Genomic DNA, 15,797 nt, shown 5'->3' with positions numbered 1-15,797 from the left:
CAGGCCCTCTCCCGGAGCAATTTTGAGTCTGATTAAAAACCTGCCGTTCGAATGGCTGGTCGGCATCCGCTATACGCGGGCCGGCAAGCGCAGCGGCCGCAACAGTTTCATTTCCTTCATTTCCCTCATTTCCATGGCCGGCATCGCGCTGGGCGTGGCTGCGCTCATCGTGGTGCTGTCGGTCATGAACGGTTTCCAGAAGGAAGTGCGGGACCGCATGCTCTCCGTGCTGGCCCACATCGAGGTGTTCGATGCCTCCGGTTCCATGAAGGACTGGCAGGCCGTGGCCAGGCAGACCTTCCAGAACCCTGAAGTGCTGGGCGCGGCGCCCTACGTGGCGGGCCAGGCCATGATGACGCGCGACGACAACCTGCGCGGCGTGCTGGTGCGCGGCGTGCTGCCCGAGGAAGAGCCCAAGGTCTCGGATGTGGCCAAGCAGGTCAAGCAGGGCAGCTTCGATTCGCTCAAGCCCGGCGAATTCAACATCGTCATCGGCGGCGAGCTGGCGCGCGGCATGCGCGTGGGACTGGGCGACAAGGTGACGGTGATCGTGCCGCAAGGGCAGGTGACCCCGGCCGGCGTGCTGCCGCGGCTGAAGCAATTCACCGTGACCGGCATCTTCGAGGCCGGCCATTATGAATTCGATTCCACCCTGGCCTTCATCCATCTTCAGGATGCCGAAACCCTGTTCCGCATGGATGCCCCGACCGGCGTGCGCCTGCGCATCCGCGACATGCTGCAGGCGCCGGAAGTGACCCAGCAGCTGGCACGCACCCTGACGGGCGACCTCTACCTGCGCGACTGGTCGCAGCAGAACAGCAACTGGTTCGCGGCGGTGAAGACCGAAAAACGCATGATGTTCATCATCCTCACCCTCATCATTGCGGTGGCGGCCTTCAACCTGGTGTCCACGCTGGTCATGACGGTGACCGACAAGCAGGCTGACATCGCCATCCTGCGCACGCTGGGTGCTTCGCCTGCGTCCATCATGAAGATCTTCGTGATCCAGGGGGCGCTGGTGGGGCTGATCGGCACGGCCATCGGCGTCGGCCTGGGAGTCTTGGTGGCGCTCAACATCGATGTGCTGGTGCCGGCCATCGAGCACGCCTTCCATGTGCAGTTCCTGCCCAAGAGTATCTATGTGATTTCTGAATTGCCTTCCGAGCTGATCTGGTCGGATGTCTACACCATCGGCGGCGTGGCCGTGGTGCTGGCTTTCCTGGCCACGCTGTATCCGAGCTGGGCTGCCGCCCGCGTCAAACCGGCGGAGGCGCTGCGCTATGAATAATCCCGATCCGATCAAGAACCGCCAGGCCGTGCTGTCGTCGCGCGGCCTCGGCAAGACCTTCACTCAGGGTAAATATTCAGTGAAGGTATTGGGCAATGTCGACATCGACGTCTACCACGGCGAGCAGGTCGCCATCGTCGGCGCCTCGGGCTCCGGCAAGTCGACCCTGCTGCACCTGCTGGGCGGGCTCGATACCCCCAGTACCGGCACCGTCAGCCTGCTGGGCAAGGATTTCGCCAGCCTGGGCGAGAGCGAGCGGGGCACGCTGCGCAACCAGTCGCTGGGCTTCGTCTACCAGTTCCATCATCTGCTGCCGGAATTCTCGGCCCTGGACAACGTGGCCATGCCGCTGATGATCCGCCGCGTCAAGCGGGCCGAAGCGCAGGAGCAGGCGCGCGAGATGCTGGAGAAGGTCGGTCTGGCGCAGCGCGTGACGCACGTGCCGGGTGAGCTTTCCGGGGGCGAGCGCCAGCGGGTGGCCCTGGCGCGCGCGCTGGTGACGCGTCCGGCCTGCGTGCTGGCCGATGAGCCGACCGGCAATCTGGACCGCAGCACGGCCGATCGCACCTTCGAACTGATGATCGAACTCTCGCGCACGCTGGGCACGGCCTTCGTCATCGTCACCCACGACATCGAACTGGCGGGCCGCTGTGCACGTGTGCTGCGCTTGTCCGACCAGGGCCTGAAGGTGGCCGCTCAGCAGCCTTGAGGCAATCCGGGTAAGCTAACGCCCTGACGCCGCCGTCTTCATGCAAGACGGCGGTGTGCTTTTGACGATATGAATATCTGAACAGATGGACACTGGAGCAACACAATGAACACCCGCCAATGGCTAGAGACCCTGGTCGCCTTCGATACCACCAGCCGCAATTCCAACCTGGAACTGATCACGACCGTGCGTGACAGCCTGGAAAAGCAGGGCATCTCCTCCTGGCTGGCGCACAACAAGGAGCAGACCAAGGCCAACCTGTTCGCCACCTTGCCCGCCACCGCCGGCCCCAATGCCGGCAGCACCGAGGGCGGCATCGTGCTCTCGGGCCACACCGACGTGGTGCCGGTGGATGGCCAGAAATGGGACACCGATCCCTTCAAGCTGACCGAGAAGGATGGCAGCCTGTACGGCCGTGGTACCTGCGACATGAAGGGTTTCATCGCCACTTCGCTGGCCTTGGTGCCGGAATTCCTGGCCATGCCACGCGTCAAGCCGATTCACCTGGCGTTCTCCTATGATGAAGAAATCGGCTGCATCGGCGCGCCCGTGATGCTGGAAGAAATCGTCAAGCGCGGCATCAAGGTCGATGGCTGCGTGGTGGGTGAGCCCACCAGCATGAACGTGGTGGTGGCGCACAAGGGTATCAACGTGTTTGCCTGCAAGGTGCACGGCAAGTCGGCCCACTCTTCGCTGACCCCGCAGGGCTGCAACGCCATCGAGCACGCCGCGCGCCTGATCTGCGCCATCCGCGATTTCGCCGATGGTTACAAGGCTAACGGCCCATATGACCAATTCTTCGATGTGCCTTTCAGCACCATGACCACCAATCAGATCCGTGGCGGCATCGCGGTCAACACCATTCCCGAGCTATGTGAATTTACTTACGAATTCCGCAACTTGCCCGGCATGAGCGTGGCCGACATCCAGGCGCAGATCGACAAATACATTGCCGAGGTGCTGTTGCCCAGGATGCGCAGCGAATTCCCGGACGCCCGCGTGGAGATCGACAACTTCGCCGGCAGCCCGGCGCTGGAAGCGGTCGAACAGGCGGCCATCACCGAGCTGGTGCGCGCGCTCACGGGCGACCGCGAAACCCGCAAGGTGGCCTATGGCACCGAAGCGGGGCTGTTCCAGCAGATCGGCATTCCGACCATCGTCTGCGGCCCCGGCGATATCGGCAACGCCCACAAGCCCAACGAGTTCGTCAGCTTGTCGCAGATGGAGCGCTGCGAGCAGTTCCTGCGCAAGCTGGGCAAGTCGCTGCAGGCGGCCTGATCGCGCCGGGCGGAGAGGAAGGAAATGAAGAGGGCGCGAGTGATCGCGTCCTTTTTTGCATCCACGCCTTTGATGAGGATTCTTTACGATTGTTAATTCCTGAAAGAGGGTGTTAAACGGTACACTCCCGTTTCTATATCCTGCACGAACAGGATACGCTGTACAAATAACAAGACGCTTCGGGGGAGGCGAGCCGGATCGTGCCGGGTAGCGACTCCCATTGCGTGTGTCGTCATCCGGAACTGGCGCGCAATGCGCTGGTCTTTCCGATTTTCGCCAAGCCAGCCAGTCCATGTGGGTTGATACGCATTGCCATCTCGATGCCGGAGAATTCGGCGCCCGTTCCGCCGCCGTGGCCGCCGAGGCCGCGCAGGCGGGGGTGCGTGCCATCGTCATCCCGGCCATCGCCCGGGCCAATTTCCAGGAAGTCGGCCGGCTGGCGCGCGAGGCCGGCAATGCCGTCTATGCGCTGGGCATTCATCCGCTGTACGTCCCCACGGCCCAGGAATCCGACCTTGAACTGCTGCGCACGGCCATTGCCGACGCGCTGGCCGATCCGCTTTTCGTGGGCATCGGCGAGATCGGCCTGGATTTCTTCGTGCCCGCCCTGAAGGAAACCCCGCTGCGCGAGAAGCAGGAATTCTTCTTTGCCGAACAGCTCAAGCTGGCGCGCGACTTTGACCTGCCGGTGCTGCTGCACGTGCGGCGCTCGCAGGACGTCATCCTCAAGTACCTGCGCCGCATCCGTGTGCCGGGCGGCATCGCCCACGCTTTCAATGGCAGTGACCAGCAGGCGCGTACCTTCGTCGGGCTGGGTCTGCATCTGGGCTTCGGGGGCGCCATGACTTTCCCGCGCTCACTGCAGATCCGGCGCCTGGCGACGGAATTGCCCTTGTCTTGCATCGTGCTGGAGACCGATGCGCCCGACATTGCGCCGGCCTGGCGCCATCCGGGGATCAACACGCCTGACCAGATCCCGCGCATCGGCGAGGTACTGGCCGGGCTGCGCCAGTTGCCGCTGCACGACATCGCTGCCGCCACCACGGCCAATGCCCAGGCCGCGCTGCCGCGCCTGGCCCATGCGGGACTGGCCCTCTGATGCGCGCGCTGATCATTGGTTTTGCCATCGGCGTGGGCTTGCTGCAGGTGCAGGGGCAGTTGCCGGGTATGGAATGGGGGGCGGTCGGGCTGGTGTTTTCCGCGTTGCTGGCCTTCACCGCCTGGAAGTTCTGGCAGCCCCTGCTGCGCGTGCCTTCGCTGCTGACCTGCGGCGCCTGGCTAGGTTTCCTGTGGGCGGCCGCCTTTGCGCTCTATTATCTTGACCAGGAATTGCCGAGCGCCTGGGAAGGGCGCGACATCACCGTCATTGGCACGGTCGCCGATCTGCCCGTGCACAACGAGCAGGGAGTGCGCTTCCGCTTCGACGTCGAGCAGGTGGTGGTGCAGGGCGGCGTGAAACCACCTGTGCCGCCCCGGCTGGCGCTGTCCTGGTACGGCAGCCAGCGTTACCAGATGCCCTCCGAAGATGGCGAACAGGCGGCCCCGCCCCGGCTGGCGGTGCCCGATCTGCGGCCCGGCGAGCGCTGGCGGCTGCAGGTGCGGCTCAAGCGTCCGCATGGCAATGCCAATCCCGATGGTTTCGACTATGAATTGTGGCTGCTGCAGGATGACGTGCGCGCCACCGGCTACGTGGTCGGCCGCCCGGCTGCGGCGGGGGCGCCGGAGACGGCGGAGACGGCGCTCAACCGGCGCGTCGATGCCTTCGTATGGACACCTTCACATGTGATCGATAGTGCACGCGGCTGGCTGCGCGACCGTATCTATGCCGCTTTGCCGGGGGCGCCGTATGCCGGTGTCGTCGCAGCCCTGGTCATGGGCGACCAGCGCGGCATCAATCAGGCCGACTGGACCGTCTTCAACCGCACCGGTGTCGGCCACCTGATGGCCATCTCGGGCCTGCACATCACCATGCTGGCGGCGCTGTGCGGCGGTCTGGCGAGCTGGCTGTGGCGGCGTTCCTTCTTCACGGGCGCGCAATTGCCGCTGCGCCTGCCGGCCCAGAAGGTGGCGGTGATCGTGGGCATGCTGGCGGCTTTGCTCTATGTCTTGCTGGCCGGCTTCGGGGTGCCGGCCCAGCGCACGCTTTATATGCTGATCGTGGTCGGCATCGCGTTCTGGCGCGGCCGCATCGTGCGCGTCTCGGTGGTGCAGTGCCTGGCGCTGGGGCTGGTCCTGCTGCTGGATCCGTGGGCTGTGCTGTGGCCGGGCTTCTGGCTGTCCTTCGGGGCGGTGGCGTTGTTGCTGTATGGCTCGGTGGGGCGCATGCAGCCACCGCAGGCCATGGCGGCGGCGGCCTCGCGCAAGCATTGGTGGCCGGCGCTGCTGCAGCGGATCAAGGAGGCCGGCTACGCCCAATATGTGGTGACGCTGGGGCTGGTGCCGCTGACGGTGCTGCTGTTCGGGCAGTATTCCCTGGTCAGCCCGATTGCCAATGCGCTCGCCATTCCGCTGGTCTCGCTGGTGATCACGCCGCTGGCCCTGCTGGGTAGCATCTTGCCGGCGGTGCTGGCGCAATTCGTCCTGCAGGTGCCGCATCAGTTGCTGGCATGGCTGGCTGACTTCCTGCAAACCTTGAGTGACATGCCCTGGGCCGTCTGGGAAACGCCGCTGCCCAGCGCCTGGATGTTCGCCCTGGCCCTGGGCGGCACCTTGCTGGTGCTGGCGCCACGCGGCTGGCCGGTGCGCTGGCTGGGCCTGTTCGGCTGGCTGCCGCTGCTGCTCAATGCGCCGGTGGCACCGGCCGAGGGCAGCATGCGCGTGACCGCGTTCGACGTCGGCCAGGGCATGGCCGTGCTGGTGGAAACGCCCGGCCATCGCCTGCTCTACGACACCGGCCCCTATTACACCCCCGACTCGGACGGGGCCACCCGGGTGATCCTGCCTTACCTGCGCGCCCGCGGCATCGATCGTCTGGATCGCGTGGTGATCTCGCACAATGACAACGACCATTCCGGTGGCGCCTTGTCGCTGTTCAAGCAACTGCCGGTGCAGAGCGTCTATTCCTCGCTGGCCCCGGACAGCCCCATCCTGCGTTCCGCGCCCGAACATACACGCTGCCAGGCCGGGCAATCCTGGAACTGGGATGGTATCGGTTTCACGGTCCTGCACCCGCAGGCCGCCAGCTACGACAGTGACAAATGGCGTCCGAATGCCCTCAGTTGCGTGCTGAAGGTGCAGATCGGCCGACAGTCGATCCTGCTGGCGGGCGATATCGAGGCGGTCCAGGAGGATGAACTGGTCAACGGTCCGCTGGCCGAGCGCCTGCCCTCTACCGTATTGCTGGCGCCGCATCACGGTAGCGGCACCTCGTCCACCGAGCCCTTCCTGCGGGCAGTCCGGCCGGAGCTGGCGATTTTCCAGGTGGGCTATCGCAACCGTTTCAATCACCCCAAGCCAGAAGTATATGAACGTTACGGCCGCCTGGGCATCCGCCGCCTGCGCACCGACGAGACCGGCGCACTGACCCTGACGATGGGGGACCAGTTACAGGTGGAGCAATACCGCAAGCAGCACGCCCGTTACTGGTACGGGCATTGAGGGGAGGGCCGCTGCAGCGCGGCCCGGACACACATTTCGCAATGCGGGAAAATAGCACGCTCGCGGCGCTGGCCGTTTTGCTATGCTGCCGCCATTGCCTAGCCTGTGCCTGTCCATGAGCCTTCCCATTCTTCATTTCGCCCACGCCAACAGTTATCCGGCGGGGACTTACGGCATGTTCTTCGAACAGTTGCGCGCCCATTACGATGTGCGCGCCTTGCCCATCCACGCTCACAATCCGCGCTTTCCGGTCGACGACGGCTGGCGCACGCTGGCCCGCGAACTGCGCGAGGAACTGGAGCGCAGTTATACGGCGCCGGTGATCCTGGTCGGCCATTCCATGGGCGGCATCCTGGCGCTGATGGCTGCGCGCAAGCGTCCGGCGCTGGTGCGTTGCGTGGTGCTGCTGGATTCGCCCATCGTGGCGGGCTGGCGTGCCCATGTTTTGCGGGTGCTCAAGCTGCTCAAGATTGAAAGCCGCCATTCACCCTCGGTGGCCTCGGCGCGCCGCCGGGACACCTGGCCCGACATGGAGGCGGCTTACCAGCACTACGCGGCCAAGGCCCTGTTCGCGGCCTGGCCGCAGCAGGTATTGCGTGACTACGTGCAGCATGGTTTGGTGGCGCAGCCCGGGGGCGGGGTGCGCCTGCGCTTCTCGCGCGAGACCGAAACCCAGGTCTATCGCACCATTCCCCATCATCTGGGTCGCCTGGTACGCCAGCCTTATCCCTTGCCGGTGGGCTTCGTTGGTGGCCGCGATTCGGTGGAGTGCCGCATGGCCGGACTGGAGGCCACCCGGCGCCTGGTCGGCCCGCATTTCCGCCAGATTGCGGGCGGTCACCTGTTCCCGATGGAGTCGCCCGTGGAGGCGGCCCAGGCCACGCACGACATGATCGTGCAGCTGTTGCAGGGCAGGGCGCAGAAGCCTTGATGAACCAATCTTCTTGCCCGGTGGTCAAGAGGCAGGCGCCCGGAACGTGCATGTTTTCCTGCTGCAAGTTTGTCGACGTACAGATACTTATCGCAGGGAGTCTTAAAAAACGAGCGCATTTTGGGGTATAATTTGAATTTCCCGCATGTGCCGTTCGGCACTCATCTGTAATGACCAAGTTTGTATTTGTCACTGGCGGCGTCGTGTCTTCCCTCGGTAAAGGGATTGCCGCCGCGTCCCTGGCTGCGATCCTCGAATCGCGCGGCCTCAAAGTCACCCTCCTCAAGCTCGATCCCTACATCAACGTCGACCCCGGCACGATGAGCCCGTTGCAGCATGGTGAAGTGTTCGTCACCGACGACGGCGCCGAAACCGACCTGGATCTGGGTCACTACGAGCGTTTCATCTCGGCCAAGATGAAGAAGGTGAACAATTTCACCACCGGCCAGGTGTATGAATCGGTGATCCGCAAAGAGCGCCGTGGCGAATACCTGGGCAAGACCGTCCAGGTCATCCCGCACATCACCAACGAAATCCAGGAATTCATCCATCGCGGCGCCGAAGGTTTCGAAGTGGCGCTGGTGGAAATCGGCGGCACCGTCGGTGACATCGAGTCGCTGCCCTTCCTGGAAGCCGCGCGCCAGTTGAGCCTGCGTTCCGGCCGCAACGCCACCGCCTTCGTGCACCTGACCCTGGTGCCGTTCCTGGCCTCGGCCGGCGAACTCAAGACCAAGCCCACCCAGCACAGCGTGCAGAAGCTGCGCGAGATCGGCATCTTGCCCGACGCGCTCTTGTGCCGTGCCGACCGTCGCATTCCTGACGACGAACGCGACAAGATCTCGCTGTTCTCCAACGTTGCCGCCGATGCCGTCATCTCGGTGTGGGATGCCGACACCATCTACAAGATCCCGCAGATGCTGCATGACCAGGGTCTGGACACCATCATCTGCGAAAAGCTGGGCCTCTCGCCCAAGCCGGCCGACCTGTCGATGTGGGACAAGCTGATCGACGCGCAAAACAATCCTTCGCACGAAGTCACCATCGGCATGGTCGGCAAGTATGTCGACCTGACCGAATCCTACAAGTCGCTCACCGAAGCGCTGCGCCACGCCGGCATCCATACCGGCAGTCGCGTCAACATCGAATACCTGGATTCGGAAGAGATCGAAGCCAACGGCACCGACAGCCTGGCCAAGTACGACGCCATCCTGGTGCCCGGCGGTTTCGGCAAGCGCGGTGTGGAAGGCAAGATCGCCGCTGCCCGCTATGCCCGCGAAAACAAGGTGCCTTACCTGGGCATCTGCCTGGGCATGCAAGTGGCGTTGCTGGAATATGCGCGCAACAAGGCCGGCCTGTCCAAGGCCAATTCGACCGAGTTCGATCCGGATACCGAGCAGCCGGTGGTGGCCCTGATCGATGAATGGCAGAACCACGACGGCAAGGTCGAGCGCCGCGATGCCAACTCCGACCTGGGCGGCACCATGCGCCTGGGTGCGCAGACCTGTGCGGTCAAGCCGGGTACCCTGGCTGCCGAAATCTACGGCGACAGCGTGACCGAACGTCATCGCCATCGCTATGAAGCCAACAACTTCTACCTGCCCCGCGTGGAAGAGGCGGGCATGATCGTCTCGGCCCGTACCCCGAGCGAAGACCTGTGCGAAATCATGGAACTGCCGCGTACCGGCGAGAACGCCCACCCGTTCTACATCGGCGTGCAGTATCACCCGGAGTTCAAGTCCACTCCGCGTGACGGCCATCCGCTGTTCATTTCGTACATCCGCGCGGCGCTGGCGCATCATGCGGCGTTGAAGGGCCAGGCATAAGCTGCTGGCCAGGTGCATGAAACGGCTGCCGTCGGGCGGCCGTTTCAACATGGGCGCCCCGGCCACCGGGCCTGCACCCGCCCACCATTTTTAAAACCTGATGGAGATCTGGAATGAGTGCAATCGTTGATATTATCGGCCGCGAAGTGATCGACTCGCGTGGCAATCCCACCGTCGAATGCGACGTGCTGCTGGAATCCGGCGTGCTGGGCCGCGCTGCCGTGCCTTCGGGCGCATCCACCGGTTCGCGCGAAGCGATCGAACTGCGTGACGGCGACAAGAGCCGCTACTTCGGCAAGGGCGTGCTGCAAGCCTGCGAGAACATCAACACCGAGATCTCGGAAGCCATCATGGGCCTGGACGCCAATGAACAAGCCTTCCTGGACCGCACCCTGATCGACCTGGACGGCACCGAGAACAAGAGCCGCCTGGGCGCCAACGCCATGCTGGCCGTCTCGATGGCCGTGGCCAAGGCCGCTGCCGAAGAATCGGGCCTGCCGCTGTATCGCTACTTCGGTGGCAGCGGGTCCATGCAGATGCCGGTGCCGATGATGAACGTCATCAACGGCGGTGCACACGCCGACAACAACCTGGACATCCAGGAATTCATGATCATCCCGGTTGGCGCACCGAGCTTCCGTGAAGCCCTGCGCTACGGCGCCGAGGTGTTCCATACCCTGAAGAAGATCCTGCACGATCGCGGCCTGGCCACTTCCGTCGGTGATGAAGGCGGTTTCGCCCCCAACGTCTCCAGCCACGAAGAAGCCATCAAGCTGATCATCGAAGCCATCGAGAAGGCCGGTTACGAGCCCGGTACGCAAGTCGCCCTCGGCCTGGACTGCGCTGCCTCCGAATACTACAAGGACGGCAACTACCACCTGGCCGGTGAAAACATGGTGCTGACCCCGGCCCAGAAGACGGGTCTCTTGGCTTCCTGGTGCGACAAGTACCCCATCATCAGCATCGAAGACGGCATGGCCGAGAACGACTGGGCCGGCTGGAAGCTCTTGACCGAAACCCTGGGCAAGAAGGTGCAGCTGGTGGGCGACGACCTGTTCGTCACCAACACCAAGATCCTGAAGGAAGGCATCGACAAGGGCATCGCCAACTCGATCCTGATCAAGATCAACCAGATCGGCACCCTGACCGAGACCTTCGCCGCCATCGAAATGGCCAAGCGCGCCGGCTACACCGCCGTGATCTCCCACCGTTCGGGCGAAACCGAAGACTCGACCATCGCCGATATCGCCGTGGGCATGAACGCCCTGCAGATCAAGACCGGCTCCATGTCGCGTTCGGATCGCATGGCCAAGTACAACCAGCTGCTGCGTATCGAAGAAGACCTGGGCGACATCGCCAGCTATCCCGGCCGCGCTGCGTTCTACAACCTGAAGTAAGAAGCTTGCGGCGCCCACCCTGAAGGCAGGCGCCGCATTGAGAGCTCCCGGCTATGCGCCTGATCATCCTCTGCCTGTCCTTCCTGCTGGTCGTCATCCAGTATCCGCTCTGGCTGGGCAAGGGTGGCTGGTTCAAGGTCTGGGAGCTCGACCGCCAGGTCCAACTGGCGCACAAGAAGAATGACGAACTCAAGGAACGCAACGCCAAGCTGGCCTCCGAAGTCGACGATCTGAAGCAGTCCAAGGGGGCGGTCGAAGAGCGTGCGCGTTTCGAGCTGGGCATGATCAAGCAGAACGAAGTGTTCGTCCAGCTGCTCGACGGCAGTACCGGCAAGCCCGCCTCCGCCGTCAACCCCAATCCCTACATGCCCGGTTCCGGGCAGCCTGGCAGTGTCTCCGTTCCCGCCAGCGCGCCGGCTGCGTCCAGCCACGCCAGCCGCTGAAACCTCGCTTCCTGGTCCGATCTGCCGGTGGCTGCATGAGTCTTGATACCCCGCTGAACTGGCTTGGCCTGAGCACGACGCCGCTGGAGCTGGTCTCCTTCGTGCTGGCCGTCATCACGGTCTGGCTCAACATCGCCCAGAACCATTGGGCGTGGCTCTTTTCCATCCTGTCTTCCCTGCTGTATGCGGCCGTGTTTGCCGATGCCCGCCTGTATGGCGACGCCGGCCTGCAGTTTGTCTTCGTGGCGGTGTCGGTGTGGGGCTGGTACCAGTGGTTGCGCGGCGGCGAGCAGCACCAGCCGCTTCAGGTCTCCACGCTGGCCGCGCGTGGCTGGTGGCTCATGGCCCTGGCCTGGCTGGTGGGGTGGGCAGTGCTGTCCTGGTTCCTGCGGCGCTATACCGATACGGACGTGCCGCACATGGATGGCTTCCTGACCGCAGGCAGCCTGGTCGGGCAATTCCTGCTCTCGCGCAAGAAGCTGGAAAACTGGCTGGTGTGGATTGCCGTCGATGTACTCTACGTCGGCCTGTACCTGTACAAGCACCTGACGCTGACCGCCATCCTCTATGCCTTGTTCGTGCTGATGGCGGCGGCCGGCTGGCGCAGCTGGCGAGGCGCCAAAGGAGAGGTCGGCGCAGCCTGAGCGCAGCTCAGGCGTCCGGTGATGCGGCCGGAGGCTCGGCGAAGACGATGCGGTTCTTGCCGGCGTTCTTGGCCTTGTACAGCGCCACGTCGGCGCGTTTGAGCACCTCGGCCTGCGACTCGCCCGGGGAATACAGGGCCAGCCCGGCGCTGAAGGTGATGAGCAGGCGCTGGCTTTCATGCATGAAGATGCGCTTGGTCAGCTCGCGCTGCACGCGGGTGATGATCTGCACCGCATCCTGGGGCTCGGTCTCGGGCATGAGCACCACGAATTCCTCGCCACCGAAGCGGGCGATCACGTCCAGGCGGCGCAGGGTTTCGCGAATCACCTGGACCAGATGGACCAGCACTTCGTCGCCGGTAGCGTGACCGTGGGTATCGTTGATGCGCTTGAAATCATCCAGGTCGAGCAAGGCCACGCACAGCGGCGTTTCGCGCCGCAAGGCGTTGGCGATCTCGCGGTCCAGTGATTCATCCATGCCGCGCCGGTTGAGGCTACCCGTCAACTGGTCTTCGCGGACCAGTTCACCCATCTGCAGCAGTTGCTGTTCCAGCGCCTGGATGCGGTCCTCGGCCTTTTCCACTTCCTGGCGCGCATCTTCCATGGCGTCGCGCGAGCGGGTGGCTTCTTCCTGGGCCTTCTGCGTCTCGGTCATGATTTCGCTGAGCACGCTGTTGAGGTCGGCGATGTTACCGGCCTGGCTGATCTGCTGCGAGAAGCCGCGAATGGTGCGCTGGTAATTGTCGGTGGTGGACACCATGGCCGAAAGCCGGTCCACGAAGGTCAGCATCATGTTCTTGACCACCACCTTTTCCTCGGACAGGGTGTTCTTCAGCAAGCCCTGCTTGTAGATCACTTCCTTGAGGTTCTTGGTGGCATCGGCCAGCGAGGTGCTGCTGAGCGGTCCGGCGATCAGGCTTTGCACCGTCTCGATCTGGCTCGACAGCCAGGAGCCCTGTTCCAGCAGGCCATTGATGTTTTCCAGCAGCAACTGGAACAGGCGCATCAGCAATTCCTGCTGCTGGGCCATGTCGTCGGTCTTGAGCTCGATCTGGAAGCTCAGCTGCTTCACGCGGGTGATGATGTCGTTCATCGCCTGCTCGGAGAACGCCATCTTGAGATCCTGGCCGCTGTTGCGCGACTCGGTGGCCAGTTCCGGCGCGGTCGAGAGCAGCGAGGGCAAGTTGAAGATCAGGATGCGGGCCAGCATTTCGCGCAGCATCTTCTCTTTTACGCTGTCACGGATGAACTGGCGTTCCAGATCGATCGGTACCAGTTCGCCGTGGGGGACGGCGGGCTTGGCCGGTACGATGGGGCGGCTTTGCCAGTTGGCGTCGGCAAATTCGATCAGCTGGCGCTCGAATTCGGCCCAGTCACCATTGTCACGCGCCCGCACCAGGCGGGTACCCAGCAGGCCGTTTTCGCCCGGCTGGCGCGAGAGCTTGGTGGCGAACGCGCTCAGGATCGACTCGGCGGTCACGCCCGGTGCTGCGCCCTGGATCTCTTCATAGGCCGTCCGGTAGGCATCCGGAGTGGGCGAGATGCGCCGCGCCCCAAGCCGCTGGAAAGCTTCTCGGGCAATCTCGACAGGCGTGAGCGTGGTCGGTTTCTTGGACATGCCGGCTGACTATATTGTTGGTGTGGTTCTCGGTGTGCCACGGGGAACTGCTGACGATATCGGCGCTGGCAGGTACGGCTTGAGCACCCGCTACCATCATCATCGTGCCAGACACGGCCTGGTCCGCCCCCTGCTGCCGGGTCCGTTGTTGGTCTCCCTGAGGGGAGAAGCAAAATGACAACGAATTGTACGTCAGCGCTTGTTTTCTGGATGCATTTAATAGGAGGAGAAAATCCCCTTTTCAGCAAGGAAGCGAGGTCTTGCGCCCGCTACCGGGCAGGGGGTCATTCCACCAGGTTGTTCTTGAGTGCGTAGTGGGTCAGCTCGGCGTTGTGGCGCATTTTCATCTTGGTCAGCACCCGCGAGCGATACATGCTGATGGTCTTGACCGACAGCAGCAGCTCGCCGGCGATGTCGCTGACGGTCTTGCCGGAGGCGATCATGACCATGGTCTGGTATTCGCGGTCCGAGAGGGTTTCATGCAGGGGCGTGTCGTGGTCGAAACCGATCTGGTTGGCCAGTTCCTGCGCCAGCGAGGGGCTGACGTACTTGCGCCCGGCGGCAGCCTGGCGGATCGCTGCCAGCAGTTCGCCCGGACTGGCCTGCTTGTTGAGGAAGCCGGCCGCGCCCGCCTTGAGCGAGCGGATGGCGTACTGGTCTTCGCGGTGGATGGACAGGATCAGTACCGGCAGTTCCGGTTGCTCCTTGCGGATCTGCTTGAGGATGTCGATGCCGCTGCGGTCAGGCAGCACGATGTCCAGCAGCATGACGTCGCCATTGCCTTCGCGGGCCAGCTTGATGGCTTCCAGTCCATTGGCGGCATTGCCGGCCACGACGATATCCTTGCTGCCGGCGCAGATCTGGCGCAGGCTTTCACGCACGATGGCGTGGTCATCGGCGATCAGCACTCTGATGGCGGCGGTGGCTTTCTTGCTCATGGGTGGACTGCGAAACTCCTTTGGACTGGCGTGCTTCAGGTCTTCACACCCGGCCGGAGAGGCCGGTCGGGCGAGGGCGTATTCTATAGCGTTCGTTCAGTGTGTGACAGGCACGTCCACCCGCACCACGGTCCCGCCCCCCGGGCGCGCTGCCAGTGCCAGGCTGCCGCCCAGTGCTTCTGCGCGCAGGCGCATGTTGGTCAGGCCGTGGCCTGGCCTGCCGCCGCGCAGCGCGCGTTGCGGATCGAGCCCGCAGCCATCGTCGGACACGCTCAGGTGCAGTCGTTCGCCTTCGGCATGCAGACCGACCTCGATATGGCGGGCACGGGCGTGGCGCGCAGCATTGTTGAGCGCTTCGCGCAGGATGCGCAACAGGCTCAGGACCACGAATTCATCGCTGACCTGCAGCCCCGGCTCGCACTGCAGCTTGCAGTCCAGTCCGCTCTGGCGGCTGAAATGGCGGCACTGCCAGGTCAGCGCATCGACCAGTCCGAACTCCACGATGGCCGGGTGCAGATCGTCGATGATGCGCTCCATGCCTTCGCTGGCCTGCTGCAGCAATTGCTGCGCGTAGTCCACCTGGGGCAGCCAGGGATGTTTTTCCCGGGCCAGCTGTTCGCGCAACTGGCCCAGCGCCATGCCGATGCCGGTCAGTTGGCCGCCCAGTTCATCATGCAGGTCGCGGGCGATGCGCGCGCGCTCTTGTTCGCGCAGGCGCTGTGCTTGCGACGGGTTTGAGGATGACGGGTCGGACATGAAAGGGTGGTTTGAGGGGGATATGAACAAGGCTTCATCATAGCGTCCTGGAAGGGCCGGGTCATCTGTCGCGTGCAACAGGGCTGATGAAGAAGCTGGCAGAAAATGGCAAGCTGCGCCGTCCGCGCGGATGGGCCCTCAGCAAAAAAAAGATGCCAAGGGGCTATTCAAATGGCAAAACATGCTGCTATAATATTGTTTTTCGCGGCTGTAGCTCAGCTGGATAGAGTACTTGGCTACGAACCAAGGGGTCGTGGGTTCGATTCCTGCCAGCCGCACCAGATATAAAGGGTCCATCGCAAGATGGGCCCTTTTTTCTTTTCTGCTTCCGTTTTCTTCACTTCATTCGTGCTTGAGCTGAGCTTTTCGGCGCCG

At 63.5% G+C, this 15,797-nt stretch carries 13 protein-coding genes and 1 tRNA gene; 11 read left to right on the top strand and 3 right to left on the bottom strand.

What is annotated here, in order from left to right:
* Positions 1 to 22 precede the first annotated feature (22 nt).
* The 10 genes from AACH55_RS14675 (at position 23) to pnuC (ending at position 12,110) form a co-directional block, all read left to right on the top strand.
* Positions 23 to 1,288, top strand: a complete 1,266-nt coding sequence (locus AACH55_RS14675) for a lipoprotein-releasing ABC transporter permease subunit (protein ID WP_338715322.1) — start codon at positions 23 to 25, stop codon at positions 1,286 to 1,288.
* On the top strand, positions 1,281 to 1,997 hold the full coding sequence (gene lolD / locus AACH55_RS14670) for a lipoprotein-releasing ABC transporter ATP-binding protein LolD (RefSeq protein WP_338715321.1): 717 nt from the start codon (positions 1,281 to 1,283) through the stop codon (positions 1,995 to 1,997). The genes AACH55_RS14675 and lolD overlap by 8 nt, the downstream gene beginning before the upstream one ends.
* Positions 1,998 to 2,102: 105 nt before the next feature.
* Positions 2,103 to 3,275, top strand: coding sequence for an acetylornithine deacetylase (gene argE, locus AACH55_RS14665; protein WP_338715320.1), 1,173 nt, complete (start codon positions 2,103 to 2,105; stop codon positions 3,273 to 3,275).
* Between the two features lie 292 nt (positions 3,276 to 3,567).
* Positions 3,568 to 4,374: a TatD family hydrolase gene (locus AACH55_RS14660; RefSeq protein ID WP_338715319.1), complete on the top strand. Its 807-nt coding sequence runs from the start codon at positions 3,568 to 3,570 to the stop codon at positions 4,372 to 4,374.
* Positions 4,374 to 6,872, top strand: coding sequence for a DNA internalization-related competence protein ComEC/Rec2 (locus tag AACH55_RS14655; protein ID WP_338715318.1), 2,499 nt, complete (start codon positions 4,374 to 4,376; stop codon positions 6,870 to 6,872). Before AACH55_RS14660 ends, AACH55_RS14655 begins: the two co-directional genes overlap by 1 nt.
* Before the next feature lie 115 nt (positions 6,873 to 6,987).
* A complete protein-coding gene (locus AACH55_RS14650) occupies positions 6,988 to 7,803 on the top strand; it encodes an alpha/beta hydrolase (RefSeq protein ID WP_338715316.1) in 816 nt (271 codons plus the stop codon).
* Between the two features lie 170 nt (positions 7,804 to 7,973).
* Positions 7,974 to 9,626 (top strand): CTP synthase, encoded by a 1,653-nt coding sequence (locus AACH55_RS14645; protein ID WP_338715315.1) that lies wholly within the window; start codon positions 7,974 to 7,976, stop codon positions 9,624 to 9,626.
* A 113-nt stretch (positions 9,627 to 9,739) separates the two neighbouring features.
* A complete protein-coding gene (gene eno, locus AACH55_RS14640) occupies positions 9,740 to 11,023 on the top strand; it encodes a phosphopyruvate hydratase (RefSeq protein ID WP_017450249.1) in 1,284 nt (427 codons plus the stop codon).
* A 53-nt stretch (positions 11,024 to 11,076) separates the two neighbouring features.
* Entirely contained in the window at positions 11,077 to 11,466 is a 390-nt protein-coding gene (gene ftsB / locus AACH55_RS14635; RefSeq protein ID WP_338715314.1) for a cell division protein FtsB, read from the top strand.
* A gap of 35 nt (positions 11,467 to 11,501) precedes the next feature.
* Complete coding sequence (gene pnuC / locus AACH55_RS14630) at positions 11,502 to 12,110, top strand: nicotinamide riboside transporter PnuC (RefSeq protein WP_338715313.1); 609 nt, start codon at positions 11,502 to 11,504, stop codon at positions 12,108 to 12,110.
* A 7-nt stretch (positions 12,111 to 12,117) separates the two neighbouring features.
* Here pnuC and AACH55_RS14625 read toward each other — a convergent pair whose 3' ends face one another.
* The 3 genes from AACH55_RS14625 to AACH55_RS14615 all read right to left on the bottom strand — a co-directional run bounded on the left by AACH55_RS14625 (position 12,118) and on the right by AACH55_RS14615 (position 15,422).
* Entirely contained in the window at positions 12,118 to 13,728 is a 1,611-nt protein-coding gene (locus tag AACH55_RS14625) for a diguanylate cyclase (protein WP_338715311.1), read from the bottom strand.
* A 284-nt stretch (positions 13,729 to 14,012) separates the two neighbouring features.
* Complete coding sequence (locus tag AACH55_RS14620; protein ID WP_338715310.1) at positions 14,013 to 14,666, bottom strand: response regulator transcription factor; 654 nt, start codon at positions 14,664 to 14,666, stop codon at positions 14,013 to 14,015.
* A gap of 96 nt (positions 14,667 to 14,762) precedes the next feature.
* Complete coding sequence (locus AACH55_RS14615; RefSeq protein WP_338715309.1) at positions 14,763 to 15,422, bottom strand: sensor histidine kinase; 660 nt, start codon at positions 15,420 to 15,422, stop codon at positions 14,763 to 14,765.
* Between the two features lie 204 nt (positions 15,423 to 15,626).
* On the opposite strand from AACH55_RS14615, the gene AACH55_RS14610 reads away from it, so the two are divergent.
* Positions 15,627 to 15,703, top strand: a tRNA-Arg gene (locus tag AACH55_RS14610).
* Positions 15,704 to 15,797 lie beyond the last annotated feature (94 nt).

This window comes from Herbaspirillum sp. DW155 (assembly GCF_037076565.1).
Lineage (GTDB): Bacteria > Pseudomonadota > Gammaproteobacteria > Burkholderiales > Burkholderiaceae_D > Herbaspirillum.
The sequence above is the reverse complement of the archived record's forward strand: the minus strand, read 5'-3'. Positions and strand labels throughout refer to the sequence as shown.

Excerpts from the sequence above, each read along its gene's own strand:
- lolD (WP_338715321.1), top strand. The coding sequence starts at position 1,281 with ATGAATAATCCCGATCCGATCAAGAACCGCCAGGCCGTGCTGTCGTCG.
- argE (WP_338715320.1), top strand. The coding sequence starts at position 2,103 with ATGAACACCCGCCAATGGCTAGAGACCCTGGTCGCCTTCGATACCACC.
- AACH55_RS14660 (WP_338715319.1), top strand. The coding sequence starts at position 3,568 with ATGTGGGTTGATACGCATTGCCATCTCGATGCCGGAGAATTCGGCGCC.
- AACH55_RS14655 (WP_338715318.1), top strand. The coding sequence starts at position 4,374 with ATGCGCGCGCTGATCATTGGTTTTGCCATCGGCGTGGGCTTGCTGCAG.
- AACH55_RS14650 (WP_338715316.1), top strand. The coding sequence starts at position 6,988 with ATGAGCCTTCCCATTCTTCATTTCGCCCACGCCAACAGTTATCCGGCG.
- AACH55_RS14645 (WP_338715315.1), top strand. The coding sequence starts at position 7,974 with ATGACCAAGTTTGTATTTGTCACTGGCGGCGTCGTGTCTTCCCTCGGT.
- eno (WP_017450249.1), top strand. The coding sequence starts at position 9,740 with ATGAGTGCAATCGTTGATATTATCGGCCGCGAAGTGATCGACTCGCGT.
- ftsB (WP_338715314.1), top strand. The coding sequence starts at position 11,077 with ATGCGCCTGATCATCCTCTGCCTGTCCTTCCTGCTGGTCGTCATCCAG.
- pnuC (WP_338715313.1), top strand. The coding sequence starts at position 11,502 with ATGAGTCTTGATACCCCGCTGAACTGGCTTGGCCTGAGCACGACGCCG.
- AACH55_RS14625 (WP_338715311.1), bottom strand. The coding sequence starts at position 13,728 with ATGTCCAAGAAACCGACCACGCTCACGCCTGTCGAGATTGCCCGAGAA.
- AACH55_RS14620 (WP_338715310.1), bottom strand. The coding sequence starts at position 14,666 with ATGAGCAAGAAAGCCACCGCCGCCATCAGAGTGCTGATCGCCGATGAC.
- AACH55_RS14615 (WP_338715309.1), bottom strand. The coding sequence starts at position 15,422 with ATGTCCGACCCGTCATCCTCAAACCCGTCGCAAGCACAGCGCCTGCGC.